16 protein-coding genes are annotated in these 14,799 nt (G+C 71.5%); 10 read left to right on the plus strand and 6 right to left on the minus strand.

Annotated elements, in window-relative coordinates:
- Positions 1 to 18 precede the first annotated feature (18 nt).
- Both DEJ32_RS11475 and DEJ32_RS11480 read left to right on the plus strand, forming a co-directional pair.
- Positions 19 to 1,275 (plus strand): ABC transporter substrate-binding protein, encoded by a 1,257-nt coding sequence (locus tag DEJ32_RS11475; protein WP_110890399.1) that lies wholly within the window; start codon positions 19 to 21, stop codon positions 1,273 to 1,275.
- Positions 1,272 to 2,327, plus strand: a complete 1,056-nt coding sequence (locus tag DEJ32_RS11480) for a glycoside hydrolase family 76 protein (protein ID WP_110901372.1) — start codon at positions 1,272 to 1,274, stop codon at positions 2,325 to 2,327. The genes DEJ32_RS11475 and DEJ32_RS11480 overlap by 4 nt, the downstream gene beginning before the upstream one ends.
- Here DEJ32_RS11480 and DEJ32_RS11485 read toward each other — a convergent pair.
- On the minus strand, positions 2,281 to 3,408 hold the full coding sequence (locus DEJ32_RS11485) for a GntR family transcriptional regulator (RefSeq protein ID WP_110890397.1): 1,128 nt from the start codon (positions 3,406 to 3,408) through the stop codon (positions 2,281 to 2,283). The genes DEJ32_RS11480 and DEJ32_RS11485 overlap by 47 nt on opposite strands.
- A gap of 170 nt (positions 3,409 to 3,578) precedes the next feature.
- Here DEJ32_RS11485 and DEJ32_RS11490 point away from each other — a divergent pair, with 170 nt between their 5' ends.
- From DEJ32_RS11490 to DEJ32_RS11525, 8 genes are all read left to right on the plus strand, one after another.
- Positions 3,579 to 4,319, plus strand: coding sequence for a DUF1684 domain-containing protein (locus DEJ32_RS11490; protein WP_110901373.1), 741 nt, complete (start codon positions 3,579 to 3,581; stop codon positions 4,317 to 4,319).
- 70 nt (positions 4,320 to 4,389) lie between these two features.
- Positions 4,390 to 5,892 carry an ABC transporter substrate-binding protein gene (locus tag DEJ32_RS11495; protein ID WP_258369029.1) on the plus strand — a complete coding sequence of 501 codons (1,503 nt, stop codon included), beginning with the start codon at positions 4,390 to 4,392 and terminating at the stop codon, positions 5,890 to 5,892.
- Between the two features lie 33 nt (positions 5,893 to 5,925).
- Complete coding sequence (locus tag DEJ32_RS11500; protein WP_110823564.1) at positions 5,926 to 6,888, plus strand: ABC transporter permease; 963 nt, start codon at positions 5,926 to 5,928, stop codon at positions 6,886 to 6,888.
- Positions 6,885 to 7,820 carry an ABC transporter permease gene (locus tag DEJ32_RS11505; RefSeq protein WP_110901374.1) on the plus strand — a complete coding sequence of 312 codons (936 nt, stop codon included), beginning with the start codon at positions 6,885 to 6,887 and terminating at the stop codon, positions 7,818 to 7,820. Before DEJ32_RS11500 ends, DEJ32_RS11505 begins: the two co-directional genes overlap by 4 nt.
- Positions 7,817 to 8,629 carry an ABC transporter ATP-binding protein gene (locus DEJ32_RS11510; protein WP_110890393.1) on the plus strand — a complete coding sequence of 271 codons (813 nt, stop codon included), beginning with the start codon at positions 7,817 to 7,819 and terminating at the stop codon, positions 8,627 to 8,629. Before DEJ32_RS11505 ends, DEJ32_RS11510 begins: the two co-directional genes overlap by 4 nt.
- Positions 8,626 to 9,411 (plus strand): ABC transporter ATP-binding protein, encoded by a 786-nt coding sequence (locus tag DEJ32_RS11515; protein ID WP_110901375.1) that lies wholly within the window; start codon positions 8,626 to 8,628, stop codon positions 9,409 to 9,411. Before DEJ32_RS11510 ends, DEJ32_RS11515 begins: the two co-directional genes overlap by 4 nt.
- A 192-nt stretch (positions 9,412 to 9,603) precedes the next feature.
- On the plus strand, positions 9,604 to 10,299 hold the full coding sequence (locus tag DEJ32_RS11520) for a YafY family protein (protein WP_110890388.1): 696 nt from the start codon (positions 9,604 to 9,606) through the stop codon (positions 10,297 to 10,299).
- Between the two features lie 98 nt (positions 10,300 to 10,397).
- The gene (locus tag DEJ32_RS11525; protein ID WP_110901376.1) at positions 10,398 to 10,772 is read left to right on the plus strand and encodes a VOC family protein; all 375 of its coding nucleotides are present in this window, start codon (positions 10,398 to 10,400) and stop codon (positions 10,770 to 10,772) included.
- 158 nt (positions 10,773 to 10,930) lie between these two features.
- Here the strand turns inward: DEJ32_RS11525 and DEJ32_RS11530 are convergent, their stop codons facing one another.
- The 5 genes from DEJ32_RS11530 to DEJ32_RS11550 form a co-directional block, all read right to left on the minus strand.
- A complete protein-coding gene (locus DEJ32_RS11530) occupies positions 10,931 to 11,278 on the minus strand; it encodes a hypothetical protein (protein ID WP_146234145.1) in 348 nt (115 codons plus the stop codon).
- A gap of 289 nt (positions 11,279 to 11,567) precedes the next feature.
- The gene (locus DEJ32_RS11535; RefSeq protein ID WP_146234146.1) at positions 11,568 to 11,882 is read right to left on the minus strand and encodes a hypothetical protein; all 315 of its coding nucleotides are present in this window, start codon (positions 11,880 to 11,882) and stop codon (positions 11,568 to 11,570) included.
- Positions 11,883 to 11,963: 81 nt separating this feature from the next.
- A complete protein-coding gene (locus DEJ32_RS11540) occupies positions 11,964 to 13,688 on the minus strand; it encodes a discoidin domain-containing protein (RefSeq protein ID WP_110901378.1) in 1,725 nt (574 codons plus the stop codon).
- A gap of 127 nt (positions 13,689 to 13,815) precedes the next feature.
- The gene (locus tag DEJ32_RS11545; protein WP_146234147.1) at positions 13,816 to 14,133 is read right to left on the minus strand and encodes a hypothetical protein; all 318 of its coding nucleotides are present in this window, start codon (positions 14,131 to 14,133) and stop codon (positions 13,816 to 13,818) included.
- Entirely contained in the window at positions 14,130 to 14,642 is a 513-nt protein-coding gene (locus DEJ32_RS11550) for a DUF427 domain-containing protein (protein WP_110890381.1), read from the minus strand. The genes DEJ32_RS11545 and DEJ32_RS11550 overlap by 4 nt, the downstream gene beginning before the upstream one ends.
- Positions 14,643 to 14,799 lie beyond the last annotated feature (157 nt).

Below are 14,799 nucleotides of genomic sequence, written 5' to 3' on the forward strand. Positions count from 1 at the left end.
ACCAGAAAGCACACGACAATGACGTCACGTCGTCTCCTCAGCGCGGCCGCAGCGCTCGCCGCAGCCGCACTCGTCCTCACGGGCTGTTCCTCCGGGTCGTCCGGCGCCACCGGCGCCGACGGCCGACAGGAGGTCACCATGTGGGGCTCCTGGTCGGGCGACCAGGTCGACCAGATCGACACCATGACCAGCGCCTTCAACAAGGCGCAGAGCAAGTACACGGTCAAGTACGTCCCGCAGGAACTCGTCGAGCAGAAACTCCTCACCGCGATCGCGGGCGGCAAGGTCCCCGACCTCGTGCTCTGGGACCGCTACCAGACCTCGCTCTACGCGCCGAAGGGAGCGCTGCAGGCCATCGACGACCGGGTCGCCGACGACAGCGTGGACACGGACGAGTTCTACCCGCAGGCGCTGTCGGAGATGCGCCACGACGGCAAGCTCTACGGCCTGCCGCTGCTGGTCGACAACCGGTCGCTCGTCTACAACGAAGACCTGTTCGCGGAGGCCGGACTGGAGCCGCCCACGACCTGGGACGAACTCAAGAGCGACGCGCAGAAGCTGACCGAGAGGAAGGGCGGCAAGCTGCAGCAGTCCGGCTTCATGCTCAACGACCCGGGCCTGTTCTCGATGTGGCTCCAGCAGGCCGGCGGGCAGCTCCTGACGAAGGACGGCACGAAGACGGCCTTCGACAGCCCCCAGGGGATCGAGGTGCTCGACTTCTGGAAGAGCCTGATGGACGACGGTGTGTACACGAACGGCTTCGGCGACAGCAACGACGTGTTCGCGGCTGGCCAGGCAGCGATGAAGTACGACGGACCGTGGGACGTCCCGAACCTCGACGAGGCCGACGGACTCAAGTGGGGGGTCACCGAGCCGGTCGCCGGGCCGAGCGGGGAGAAGGGCGCCGTGATGGGCGGGTTCGGCCTCGTCATCCCGACCGGGGCGCAGCAGGCCGACGGCGCCTGGGCGTTCGAGAAGTGGTGGGCGACCAAGGCCGAGAACGGCGTCGACTTCGCGAAAGTCTCCGGGTGGATCCCGGCGAACCGTTCCTCTGCGAACGACCCCTTCTTCACCGACGACCCGCGGTACGCCGGTTTCGTGAAGACGCTCGACTACGCCTCCGTCCGGCCGGACGTCCCCGGCTACAGCGACGTCGAGGGCAAGGCCCTCACCCCGGCGCTCGAGAAGTTCATGTCCGGCCAGCTGACCGCGGAGCAGGCGCTCGCGCAGGCAGCGAAGCAGGGCGACCGCATCCTCCAGGAGAACCGCAAGTGACCGACACCCTGACCGGCCTCTGGGCCGACCGCGCCGACCGCATCCAGGACAGCATCGAGCGGCTCTACGGAGCGCCGTGGCCGCAGTTCCTGCACAACGCCTGGCCCGTCGAGGACGCCGACGACAGCACGTTCAACTACTGGTGGCTGGCGCACCTCATCGACGTGCGGCTCGACGCGTACGAGCGCACCGGCGACCCGGCGCGGCTCGAGCAGGCGCGCTCCGTGCACCGGAACATCGTGGAGCGCAACGGCGGGTCGCTGTTCAACGACTACTTCGACGACATGCTCTGGTTCGCGCTCGCGACCCTGCGACTCCACGACGCGACAGGGGAACGGCAGTACCTCGACGACGCAGTCGCCCTGTTCGACCACGTGGTCGAACACGGTTGGAACGACGCCGGAGGCACGAGCCTGGCCTGGCGCAAGCAGCAGCTCGCGTACAAGAACACGCCGGCCAACGGTCCGCTCGTGATCCTCGGCGCGCGACTGCACCGGACCACCGGGGACGACCGGTTCGTCCGGTACGCCGACACGGCGTTCGACTGGCTGACGGAGCACCTGGTCGACGTCTCCGACGGGTTCGTCGAGGACGGCGTCAACCGCGAGGGTGACGGGCGGGTGGACACACAGTGGCGGTTCACGTACAACCAGGGCCTCTACCTCGGCGCCGCCGTCGAGCTGGCGGACCGCCGTCCGGACGACGACCTGCTCGCCGTCGCGGTCCGGACCGCCCGGACGGCCGTCGCGGAGCTCTCCGACGGGGTCGTCTTCCGTCAGGAGGGCGACGGTGGTGACGAAGGGTTGTTCAAGGGCGTCTACTACCGGTACCTCGGGCTCCTCCTGGAGCGGCTGCCGGACGGGGACGCCGACCGCGTCGCCCTGACGGCGTTCGTCCGTGCCAGCACCGACGCGCTCTGGGGGGCGTTCCCGGAGGAGCTCGACCGGCCGGCCGCGAACGACTGGACCGAGCTCCCCGTCGGGACGGTGCCGTACTCGACGCAGCTCAGTGCCGCGATGGCGACCGAGTTGCGCGCCCGGCTCGACCCGTAGGCGGCGGCGCGGTCGAGGCGCCCGCCACCAGCTGCGCAGGCACGAGGATCTTCCGGGAACCACTCTCGCCTCGTGCCTGTCGCAGCACCTGCGCGACCGCCTGTCGGCCCACTCCGGGCTGGTCCTGGGCCATGTGCGTGAACCGGAACAAGTGACGGTCGAACGTCGCGTCCGGGTGGTCGAAGCACACGATCGACACGTCGTCCGGCACGTGCTTGCCCAGCTGCTCGAGTGCGTCACGGAGGAGCAGGGCGATGTTGTACTCCCCGGCCACGAACGCCGTCGCCTCGGGATGCGCCTCGATGAAGGCCACCAGTCTCGCGACGTCGTCCTCCGGGCGGTCGGTGGCGCCGGGCAGCGTCGACTCGACGTCGTGGAAGGCCAGCCGGTCGTCGAGGGCCTTGTCGTTGCGAGCGTGTGCCCCGACCCAGCCCCGCCTCCGGTCGTCGTTCGACGTCACGCGGCTGTCCGACGTGACGAGCGCGACCCGACGGTGGCCGAGACCGAACAAGTGCTCGGTCGCCGCAGCGCCGGCACCGATGTTGTCAGTGGAGATGTCGGAGACCGGGATGCCCTCGTACCGACGGTCGAGGATCACCACCGGGAACCCGGCCGGCAGCAGTTCGAGCACCCCCGGTGGGATGAACTCGGAGCTGCTCGGCAGCACCACCAGCCCCTGGACCCGCGTCGCGAGTGCACGGATGGCGGCGTCCTCCGCGTCGTGGTCTCCGTGGGTCCGCTTGACGACGACGTCCGTCTCGGTCCCGGCCTCGTCCAGCATGCCCTCGAGCACCCGGGTCCCGAAGGTGTCGTCGAAGTTGGTGATCACCACTCCGATGTCGACCTGGTCCGTGGGACGGATCCGAGCGGCAGGGTCGGCGCTGACCACGGTCGTGCCGACCCGCGGCCGCCGCGCGACGTACCCCTCCTGCCGGAGCATGTCGAGCGCTCGACGGAGTGTGATCGCACTGACGGCGTAGTGCGCGAGCAGCTCGGCCTCGGACGGTAGGCGCTGTCCGACCGCGAACTCGCCGGAGCGGATGCGCGACCGGAGGTCCTCGAACGTCGACTGGTACAGCATTCCGCTCCCTTGTCGTCCCAATCCGTATATTCTAAGCACCGAGCGGTCGGGGCGGTACTGGGACGCGTGGTCCCCGTCCTCCCCGTTCCGTCGAGGCGACGACGCGCAGTGTTGCCCCGTGTGACGACCGCATGGGAATACCGAACGCCACTCTGCGATTCTCGTCCCCGATGAGCATCACCGACCCCGACACGACGCACGACGCCGCCGCCTCCTGGGACGCCTGGCGCGCAGCCCGCCGCGAGCGGGTCACCGGCGCGCAGGGCGACCTGGCGCTGATCCGCACCGAGTGGCTCCCGATCGGCCAGGAGCCCGACCTCGAGGCGGCGCTCGCCGACCAGCCGGCGACGGTCACCGCGACCCGTGTGCGTCGGATCGACCTGGACACCGGCGAGCCGCAGCACGGCTACCGCCTGTGGGACGCCGAGTCCCCGGCGATCCGGTCCTACATCGACACCCCGGTGTTCCCGTACGACCCGTCGTGGCGGATCACCGCGCACTTCACGCCCGCCGAGCCCGGCCGGACGATCCCGTACGAGCACCTCCGCGACGCCGCCGGTGCCACGCGCGACCTCGTCGTCCCCGGGGACATCACGGCGACGATCGGCGACCGCGAGTACACGCTCAGCGCCTTCGACGACGACGGGACCCTGCTGCTCGTGTTCGGCGACCCGACGAACCGCAGCACCGACGAGTCGGAGCGCACCTACGGCACCGGCCGCTTCCTGTTCGTCGAGCGGCCGGAGGGGTCCTCGACCGGCGAGGAGTCGGACGTCGTCCTCGACTTCAACCAGGCGTTCGTGCCACCGTGCGGGTTCAGCGACCAGTACAACTGCCCGCTCCCGCCCTTCCAGAACCGTCTGCACGTGCCCGTCCACGCGGGCGAGCGCCACGTCGCGCACCGCGCCTGACGCGTCACGCGGCCGTCGGCCGCACAGCCACACCCTGCCTCCACACACCCCCCGAAGCACCAGGAGTCCCGTGAAGACCCGAATCGTCGCGCTCGCCGCGTCCGGCATCGCCCTCAGCCTCGCCCTCGCCGGCTGCTCGTCCTCCGGGGGCGGCGGATCGTCGTCGGGCGGGAACGCCACCGTGGCGATCGGCTCGCTGTACGAGCCGACGAACCTGTCGAACGTCGACGGCGGCGGCCAGGGCGTCAACGAGGCGTTCCAGGACAACGTCTACGAGGGGCTGTTCCGCCTCGGGGACGACGGCAAGGTGACGCCGCTGCTCGCGAAGTCGTACGACACGTCCTCCGACGGGCTCACCTACACGTTCACGCTCCGGACGGGCGTCCAGTTCCACAGCGGCGCGGAGCTCACCAGCGCCGACGTGAAGAGCTCCATCGAGCGCGTCACCGCCGAGGACTCACAGTCCTCCCGCAAGTCGAGCCTGGCCGTCGTGGAGTCGATCGAGACCCCCGACGACGAGACCGTCGTGGTGCACCTGTCGCAGCGGTCGATCTCGTTCGTCTACAACCTGTCCTACGTCTGGATCGTCCCCGCGGGGGAGACGAAGCTCAAGACCGAGGAGGACGGCACCGGGCCGTACACGCTCGACACCTGGAAGCGCGGCTCGTCGATCACGCTCGAGCCCTTCGCCGACTACTGGGGTGAGAAGCCCGCGAACGGCGGGGTCGAGTTCGACTACTTCACCAGCGCCTCCACGCTGTCGAACGCACTCGCCAGCGGTCAGGTCGACGTCATCACGAGCATCCAGTCACCCGACGCCCTGTCCCGGTTCACCGCGGACGAGTCGAAGTACACGGTCAGCGAGGGCGACTCCACGACCAAGGAACTCCTGGCGTTCAACGACGCGGAGGGCCCCTTCACCGACGTGAAGCTCCGCCAGGCGATCTCGGCCGCCGTCGACCGGAAGGCCCTGCTGAAGGCGATCTGGGGCGACTACGGCACCGTGAACGGCTCGATGGTCCCGCCGACCGACCCCTGGTACGAGGACCTGACGAGCGTCAACGCGTACGACCCGGCGAAGGCGAAGGACCTGCTCGCCGAGGCCGGCCACGCCGACGGGTTCTCCTTCACGCTCGACACCCCTTCGTACGACCCGCACCCGGCCGTCGCGCAGTACCTGCAGAGCGCGCTGAAGAAGGTCGGCGTGACCGTCGACATCAACACGATCAGCGCCGACGAGTGGTACACGAAGGTGTACCAGCAGCACGACTTCGAGGCGACGCTGCAGGAGCACGTCAACGACCGCGACGTCGTCTTCTACGGCAACCCGGACTTCTACTTCGGGTACGACAACAAGGCGGTCCAGAAGGACATCACGGACGCCGAGCAGGCTCCGTCCGAGGACCAGCAGACGGACCTGCTCCGGAAGGCGAACGAGCAGATCGTGCGGGACGCCGCGAGCGCGTGGCTGTACCTGTACCCGCAGATCGTCGTGTCGGACAAGGACGTCACGGGATACTGGAAGAACGGGCTGAACTCGCAGTTCCCCGTCTCCGACATCACCGTCTCCTAGTACCGACCGACCAGGCAGGATCCGCACCCCCGCATGACCGCGTACGTCCTCCGCCGCCTCGGCATCCTCGTGCTCTCGCTCGCGGTTGCCCTGGTGGTGGTGTTCGCGCTCCTGCGGATCCTGCCCGGCGACCCGGCCAACGCGCTCCTCGCCGCGAACGCGACGCCGGACCAGATCGCGGCGGCCCGGCGGGAGGTCGGCTCCGACCTCCCGCTGGCGCAGCAGTTCGTGCAGTGGATCGGCCAGATGCTGCACCTCGACCTCGGCACGTCGTTCACGAGCGGGCTCCCGGTGCTACCCGACCTCGCCCAGCGCCTGGTCGTCACCGTGCCGCTCACCCTCATCGCGTTCGGCATCGCCGTCGTCGTGGCCTGCGTCGTCGGGTTCGTCGCCGCTGCCCGTGCCGACCGCTGGTACGGCGTGCTGCTCTCCGGGGTGACGCAGCTCGGCATCGCGGTCCCGGTGTTCTGGATCGGCATCCTGCTCGTGCAGGTGGTGTCGCTGCAGTGGGGTCTGCTGCCGTCGAGCGGCTTCCCGCGTGACGACTGGACGTACCCGGGCGACGCGCTGGAGTCGCTCGCGCTGCCGATCATCACCGTCGCGGTCGTGATGACGGCCTCGATCGCGCGCTACGTGCGGAGCGCGGTGCTCGACGTCCTCGGCGCTGACCACATCCGCACCGCCCGGGCGCTCGGGGCGTCGACGGCGTCGGCGTTCCTCCGGCACGGCGTCCGGTCGGCGGTCGTCCCGGTGATCGCGGTGCTCGGCATCGAGCTCGCGTCGACCTTCCTCGGCGCGGTCGTCGTCGAGAGCGTCTTCGCCCTGCCCGGACTCGGCAGCATGCTCATCACCGGCATCGAGCAGCACGACTACCCGAGCATCCAGGGCGTCCTGCTCGTCTCCACCGTCGCGGTGCTCGTCATCGGCTTCGTCGCCGACGTGGTGCAGCGCATCGTCGACCCGCGTCTGCGCACGAGCGTCTCGGGGAACCGATGAGCGCGCGCCGGTCGGTGTCCCTGACCACGGGCATCGTGCTCGTCGGCGTGGTCGTCGTCGCCGCGGTCGTCTCGCTCGTCTGGCTGCCCTACTCGCTCTACGACACCTCCGGCGGCCGACTCACGCCGCCGGGTGCCGCGCACTGGCTCGGCACCGACACGCTCGGCCGCGACCTCGCGACGCAGCTGCTCATCGGCGCCCGCATCGCGCTCGCGACCGGCATCGGCGCCGTCCTGGTCGGTGGTGTCCTCGGCACCGCCATCGGGCTGGCCGCGGCCTTCGCTCGGCCCTGGCTCGACGACACGCTCTCCGCCGTGCTCGACATCGTGATCGCCTTCCCGACGCTGCTCGTCGCGATGCTGCTCGTCGCTGCGCGCGGTGCGTCGCTCGGGACCGCGATCGTCGCCATCGGCCTCGTCATGGCCGCCGTCGTCGCCCGGCTCGTCCGGATCCTGGCCCGACGGGTGCTCCGCCAGGACTACGTCACCGCGGCGCGGACCTCCGGCACGACCTGGCCGCGGATCGTCACCCAGCACGTGCTCCCGAACATCTGGCCGACCCTCGCGGTCAACCTCGCGCTGCAGTTCGGGCTCGCGGTCCTCGCCGAGGCGAGCCTGTCGTACCTGGGCCTCGGTGCGCCGCCGCCGAACGCGTCCTGGGGGCGGATGCTCCAGGACGCCCAACAGACCGCGTTCGAGGCACCCGCCGGTGTCCTCGCGCCGGGCCTCGCGCTCGTCGTCCTCGTCATCGGTGCGAACCTGCTGGCGGACGGGCTCCGTGACGTCGCGGACCCGACCCGTCGCGGACGGCGCGCGGCGCGCGGTGCCGCCCCGGGCCTCCCGGCCGGTGCGCCGGTCGCCGGTGACGGCGTCGGCACCGCCATCGGACCGGTCGCGTCCGCCACCGACGACCCGGACGGGAGGCCCGCATGACGTCCGCCATCGAGGTCACCGACCTCCGCATCACCACCGCTGACGGCACCCCGCTCGTCGACGGCGTCTCGTTCTCCGTGGACGTCGGCGACCGCCTCGGCATCGTCGGTGAGTCCGGCAGCGGCAAGTCGCTCACCGCGCTCGCGGTCATGGGGTTGCTGCCGACGGGGCTGACCGCCACCGGATCGGTCCGCGTCGGCGACGTCGAGGTGATCGGCGCACGCGAGCGCAGCCTGCGCGACGTCCGCGGTTCGGTCGTCGCCCCCGTCTTCCAGGAGCCGATGACCGCCCTCGACCCGCTCATGCGCGCCGGCGACCAGATCGCCGAGCCGCTCCGGCGGCACCGCGGACTCCGCGGGGAGGCCCTGCGCGCCGCGGTGCGCGAGGCGATCGCCGACGTCGCCCTCGCCGATCCGGAGCGCGTCGCCGGGTCGTTCCCGTGGGAGCTGTCCGGCGGTCAGCGGCAGCGCGTCGCCATCGCGATGGCACTCGCGTGCCGGCCGCGGGTCCTCATCGCGGACGAGCCGACCACGGCGCTCGACGTCACGGTGCAGGCGCAGGTGCTCGACCTCCTCGACCGGGCCGTGACCGAGCGGGGGATGGGGCTGCTGTTCATCAGCCACGACCTGCCGGTGGTCGCACGGACCGTGGACCGGGTGCTCGTGCTCGAACACGGTCGTGCCGTCGAGCAGGGTCCCGTCCGGGACGTCATCGCCGCACCCACCCACCCGTACACGCAGCGGCTCGTCGGCAGTGCCCGGACGCTGCAGGACGCGCTCGACGACGGCCGACGCGGAGGTCCGCGATGACCGCGCTGCTCGAGCTGTCGGACGTGACGTTCCGGTACCCCGGCCGTGGCACGCGCCGCACGGGGGGCACGGGCCTGGCGCTCGACGGCGTCTCGTTCGCCGTGCAGCCCGGCGAGCACCTCGGCATCGTGGGGGAGTCCGGCGCGGGCAAGACCACCGTGCTCCGGATGCTCCTCGGGCTCGCGGCGCCGGACAACGGCTCCGTGTCGTTCGACGGCGCGCCCCTCGACCTCGGCGACCGGGCCGCACTCCGTCGGTTCCGCACCGCCGTGCAGCCGGTGTTCCAGGACCCGTACTCGTCGCTCGACCCCCGCCAACGCATCGACCGCATCGTGGGGGAGCCGCTGCGCTCCCTCGGGGTGGCGTCCGGGTCGGAGGCGTCCGACCGTGTCGCCGCCGCGCTGCGGGACGTCGGGCTCGGCGCCGATGCCGGTCGGCGGTACCCGCACGAGTTCTCGGGCGGACAGCGACAGCGCATCGCGATCGCCCGCGCCGTGGTGTCCGGTCCCCGGGTGCTGGTGGCCGACGAGCCGGTGAGCGCGCTCGACCTGACGACCCGGGTCGCCGTCCTCGAGCTGTTCGAGCGGCTCGCCGAGGAGCACGGCATGACGATCGTGCTCGTCTCGCACGACCTCGCGGTGGTCGCACGTCTCTGCGCGGCGACCGTGGTCCTCCGCGGCGGTCGGGTCGAGGAGCAGGGCGACACCGGTGCGGTCCTGGCGTCGCCCAGGTCGGACTACACGCGGGCGCTGCTCGACGCGGTGCCGCGGCTGCCGCGCTGAGGCAGTGTGCCCGGGCGTCGACGAGCACCGCCGACGTGTCGGGCAGTGGTCGGCGATCTCCCGACTCCGCGCTGCCGCCGCGGGCGACGTGCAGCGCCCGGCCGCCGTGCGTCCAGCCGGGTGGAGACCTGCTCACCAGAACGGTGTGGTCGTGCGACGCGCGGCAGATGCGATGTGTCGGATGATGGGTCGGTGAACCGGACCGATCGTCTCTACGGCCTCGTGGAGGAACTGCGGGCCGTGTCGCCGCGTCCGCGGAGCGCGCGTCGTCTCGCAGAACGCTTCGAGGTGTCCGTGCGGACGATCGAGCGGGACCTCGCTGCGTTGCAGCAGTCGGGCCTGCCGATCTGGGCGGAGCCCGGCCGGACCGGTGGGTACGTCATCGACGCGTCAGCAACGCTCGGCCCGGCGGGGTTCACGCTGGACGAAGCCCTCGCGGTGCTGATCGGGCTCGGCTCGCTCCGCCACAGCCCGTTCCGGCAGGCCGCACAGACCGCCGCCCGGAAGATGCTCGCGGTCATGCCGGACCGGGACGCCGCACGTGCCAGCGCCTTCGCATCCCGGGTGCACTTCCTGGAGAGCGAGGACGACGCGGTCGTGCCGATCGAGTTCGCCGAGGCGCTCCGTGCGGACCGTGTGGTGCAGCTGCGGTACCAGGACGCCGGCGGTGCGGAGTCCGTGCGTGACGTCGAACCGTTGGGGTCGATCGGGAAGGACGGGCAGTGGTACCTGATCGCCTGGTGCCGGCTGCGCGACGGCGTGCGGGCGTTCCGTGGAGACCGCATGCTCTCGGTCCGGGTCACCGACGAGCGGCCCCCGATGCGGGCGCTCCGCGCTGAGGACCTCGCGATCCAGTACGGACGACTCCGCTCGGTCGTCGACGACTGATCGGCAGCCGACGTCTTCCGCGGAACACCGACAGGACGGTGTCGCGACGACCCGTGATGCTGATGCTCCAACCTCATCAGCGCCTCTGAAGGAGCCCCATGTCGTTCGCATCCATCCGCATCGTCACCGACGACCTCGACGGTCTCGTCGCGTTCTACGAGCGGGTCACCGGCCAGCAGGCCGAGCGCCCCGCCCCGGTCTTCGCGCAGTTCGTCGGCCCCGGCGCGAGCCTCGCGATCGCGAGCACCGCGACCGTCGCCGTGCTCGGCGGCGCTCTCACTCCTGCGACGAACCGATCGGTGTTCATCGAGTTCGAAGTCGCTGACGTCGACGGCGCTTTCGCCGAGCTCGGGCTCACGAGCGAGGACGTCGTCCTCGAACCGACCACGATGCCCTGGGGCAACCGCTCCGCACTGGTCCGTGACCCCGACGGCAACGTCGTCAACCTGTTCAGCAGGCCGACCACCGACTAGGCAGCCCGCCGCGCTGGCGACCGACGGCAGCTGACGGCGTCGACCCGGCGCCCAGCCGCCACCTGCGGTCGGGGAGCGCGGGGCAGGGCACCAGTTCAGGGCCGGTAGCGCGCCTCCCGACCGTCACACCGCCGACCGCGCTCACCGACCCGGTCGGGTCAGGGGGCCGGAGCGAACCCGAAGGCCGAGGGGTCCCGCCGGATCGCGTGCAGGATGCCCCGGATGTTCCAGGAGGCGGTCCCGACCTCGATCCGGTAGTCACCGGGTGGTGCCAGCCGAGCTGCGATCTCCTCGTTGTTGGCCCGGGTCACACCGTCTCGCAGGAGCAGGCGCCCACAGTCGCGGGTCGAGATGACGACCTGGGCGATCGGCCCGCCGATCCCGCGAGAGGACGTCGACTGCATCTCGCCTTCCGCTGACGTCACCTGGCAGGTGATCGTCGTCTTGTGGTCGGCGTCGTAGGACTGGACGACAGCCGGGCCGACGAAGACCACGCCGACGATCACCAGGATCGCAGCGATCCCGGCACCGAAGCGGAACCAGGCCCGACGTTGACCGGGACGGACCGACCGCGTTCCGCCGCGGTCACCTGTCGTGCTCGTGCTCGCGCTCCGCCTGCCCACGTCTGCCCTTCGTCGAGTGCCGTGCGTCATCCTGCCCGATGAGCGAGCGCGGCTCCCCACGGGGAGCGGTCACGACGCCAGGAAGTCCGAGACGTGCCGCTCGCCGTCGAGCGTCGCCGGACGCGAGCGGTCCTCGGCAGCGGGGGCTGAGCGCCCGGTCGATCCGGTGCGGTCACTCCAGGAGCGACTGCACCGCGTTCCACAGGTCGTGCTGCTGTCCCCCGGAGAACCAGGCACCAGTCCGCTTGTAGCGGTAGGCCCGGTCGCCCGCCCCGGCCCACCCGGACCCGTGCACGTGACCCACGGGACTCCCGTCCGCTCGCGTCACGTCCCACTCCGACGGTGAGCCGCTCGGAGACCCGTCGCGCGTCACGACGTAGTGGTGTCCGGCGTCCGTCTCGACCTCGAACCGCTGATGGTGATCGAGGTCGGCGTCGCGATCCTGTTCCCGGCCGTCGATCGTCACCCTCGCGATGTCCGCCTGCACGTCCACCATCCTGCACGGCATCGGCCGGAGGAACCGTTCGATCGACTGTCCAGCCGCCGACGTCCTCCCGCCTGCCCAGGCTCAGCGCACCCGCACCGTCACAGTCTCGATGCCCGCGTTGCCGTGCCCGTCCATCGCGTACACCGCGAGCTTCCAGTTGCCGGCAGTCGTCGGTGCGGTGATGCGCAGCGTCCCGTCGCCCGTGGTCGTCACCGGCGTCGGCCGGAGCGCCCCGTTGCCGTCGATCCACCGGCTCGTCACCGACACCCGGTAGGTCACGGTGTCGCCGTCCGGGTCGACCGCCGGAGCGGTCACGGTCACCGTCGACCCGGGTGCGACACCCGTCGAGGGCGAGGCGGCGATGCGCTGGATGACGGGCGGCCGGTTGCCGGTCACCGGCCCGCCGTACGCCTGCTGCACCGCGTAGTACGACAGGCGCTTGAGGCCACCGGTGCGGAGGTTCAGCCACACGCCCTGCTCGTCGTCCTCCACGCCGTAGTGGAACATCGTCGCGCCGAGGGCGACCCCGGGAGCGGCGGTCACGGCCTTCCACGCGTCGGTGTACGAGCGCGCTGCTGCGGTGTCGCTCGGCTGCTGCGGGACACCGTTCGCGTCCGCGGGGACCTCCCACGACCCGGCCGGCCCGGTCTCGGTGACCAGGTACGGCTTCGTGTAGCCGCCGTCCCGCCACTTCTGCTGCACCCAGCCGATGCCGCCGTAGGTGTTCACCGCGTAGAGGTCGAGGCTCGGGGTGTACTGCCGGTACAAGTCCCAGGCCTCGGTCGTCGCGTCGGTCGACGTCACGGGGTGCGCCGGGTCCGCGGCGTGGATCGCCTTCGCGACCTGTTCGACGTACTCGGCGTAGGCGACGCGCTGCGCCTCGCCCTGGCCGAGCATGACCTCGTTGCCGACGTCCCACATGAGGAGTCCGCGGTGGTCGCGGTAGCTCGTGACGGTCTTCGTGATGCTCGCGAGCGTGTTCGACTTGTACGCGGAGTCGTTCACGTAGTCGACGTCCTGGTTCAACCAGAGGCCGGCGACGACGCGGATGCCGTGTGCCTCGGCGGCGTCGAACAGCTGACGGGAGGACGCGTCGGTGCCCCACGTCCGGACCGTGTTCACGCCCATGCCGGCGATGTCCGCCATGTACGACGACGCCTCGGCGGCCGGGGGACCGTACGTCACGCCCTTGACGAGCCAGGGCTTGCCGTCCACGGTCAGCTGCCACTTCCCCTGCGAGCCGGTGACCCGCACCCCCGCGGCAGGCGACGGTGCCGGCGTGGTGGGCGTGGGCGGCGTCACCGGGGTCCCCGTCACCTGGAACTCCCACAGCGAGTAGCCGTGGACGGTGCCGCGCTGCACGCCGAGCATCCGGACGTACCGGCCCGTCCCGGACACCGCCTTCCGGACGACCCCGCCCTTGCCGGCGGTCACGTTCGAGACGGTGGTCCAGGTCTTCGCGTCGGCCGACACCTGCAGCTTGTAGGCCTTCGCGTACGCGACCTCCCACCGCAGGGTGATGCTCGAGATCGTCGCCGTGCGGCCCAGGTCGACGCGCAACCACTGCGCGTCGGTCCGCGCACTCGCCCACCGTGTCGCGGTGTTCCCGTCCACCGCCTTCGCGGCCGACCGCGAACTCGAGTCGGTCGACGACGCGACGGCCGGCCGCCCGGTCGACAGGACGGACGGTGCGGCGCTGGCGGCCGGTGTCCGCAGCGCCACGAGCAGGGCGGCGAGCAGGACGACCGCGAGCACCGCCGCGGCCAGTCGGACGGTCGTGGTGACGGTGCTGCTGACGGCGCGCATCGAGATCCTCCGGTCGTATCCGGGCAACGCTACGGAGCGTCGACGTCACCGGTCAACGGCTCGGAGTCGCCCCAGTCCGAGGGGCCGTCAGGGGACGTCCGCGACCGGTACCGTCCGCGCCGACGCCTCAGCTCCGGATGACCTCGAGCCTCCCCGGCCCGATCGGCACCACCCCGGCGCGGTAGTCGATCCGGCCGCCGGTCGCCGTGGCGGCATCGACCCGCACCGCGGCCGCGCCGAACCGCCAACCCCGGTTGATGCAGTACACGCCGAACTCGACGACGCCCTCGTCCGGCAGCACCCAGGTGCCGGAGCCCCACTGCGCGGGGTGCCCGACGCCGTCGACGGTGACGGTCGGCCGCGCGCCCCAGGCGAACCAGGGCTTGCGCAGTCGGAGTTCGACCCGGCGGCGGGTGGTGCCCGAGGGCGACGGAGCCGGTGTCACCACCCGAGCGTCCCGGGTTCGCCCTTGAACGGCCCGACGATGTCCGCGGTGATCCAGCCGCCGTAGAAGTCGCCCGCCTGCGCCTGCACGCGTTCGCCGGCGACCTCGCACGAGTCCATCCGCGACGGGTAGACGGCGACGTGGTCACGCAGCTCGCCGTACCCCTGCCACGGGGACCGGTACGTCCAGGCACCCCGCGGCACGACCTCGTCGCCGCCGTGCACGTCGAAGTACGTCGCACTGCCCTTGAACTCGCACATGCTCGAGCCACTCGTCGGCACGAGCGCGCCGGGGGCGAAGTCCGCGATCGGCAGGTAGTAGACCGGCGGGTGGCTCGTCTCGAGGACGCGGAGGGCCGCCGTGGTGTCGGCGATGACCTGCCCGCCCAGGCGCACGACGACACGGGCGCCGGTGCGCTCGACGCGCGGTGGCCGCGGGTAGTCCCAGACCGACTCCTGACCGGGTCCGGGCTGCACGGGAACGGGGTGGCCGGGGCTGCGTCGCGTCATGCTCCCGTTGTACCCGCCGGTGGTCGCCGGACTGGAGGCGCGTCACCAGCTGGCACCGGGCCTCCCGTCCGGGACGCGGGGGCGACGGCGACGCACCCCTGGCCACAGGACCGTGGCAGGGCTACGCTCGCGGGCACACCACCTCCTCAACGACGAG

Source organism: Curtobacterium sp. MCPF17_046 (assembly GCF_003224295.1).
GTDB lineage: Bacteria > Actinomycetota > Actinomycetes > Actinomycetales > Microbacteriaceae > Curtobacterium.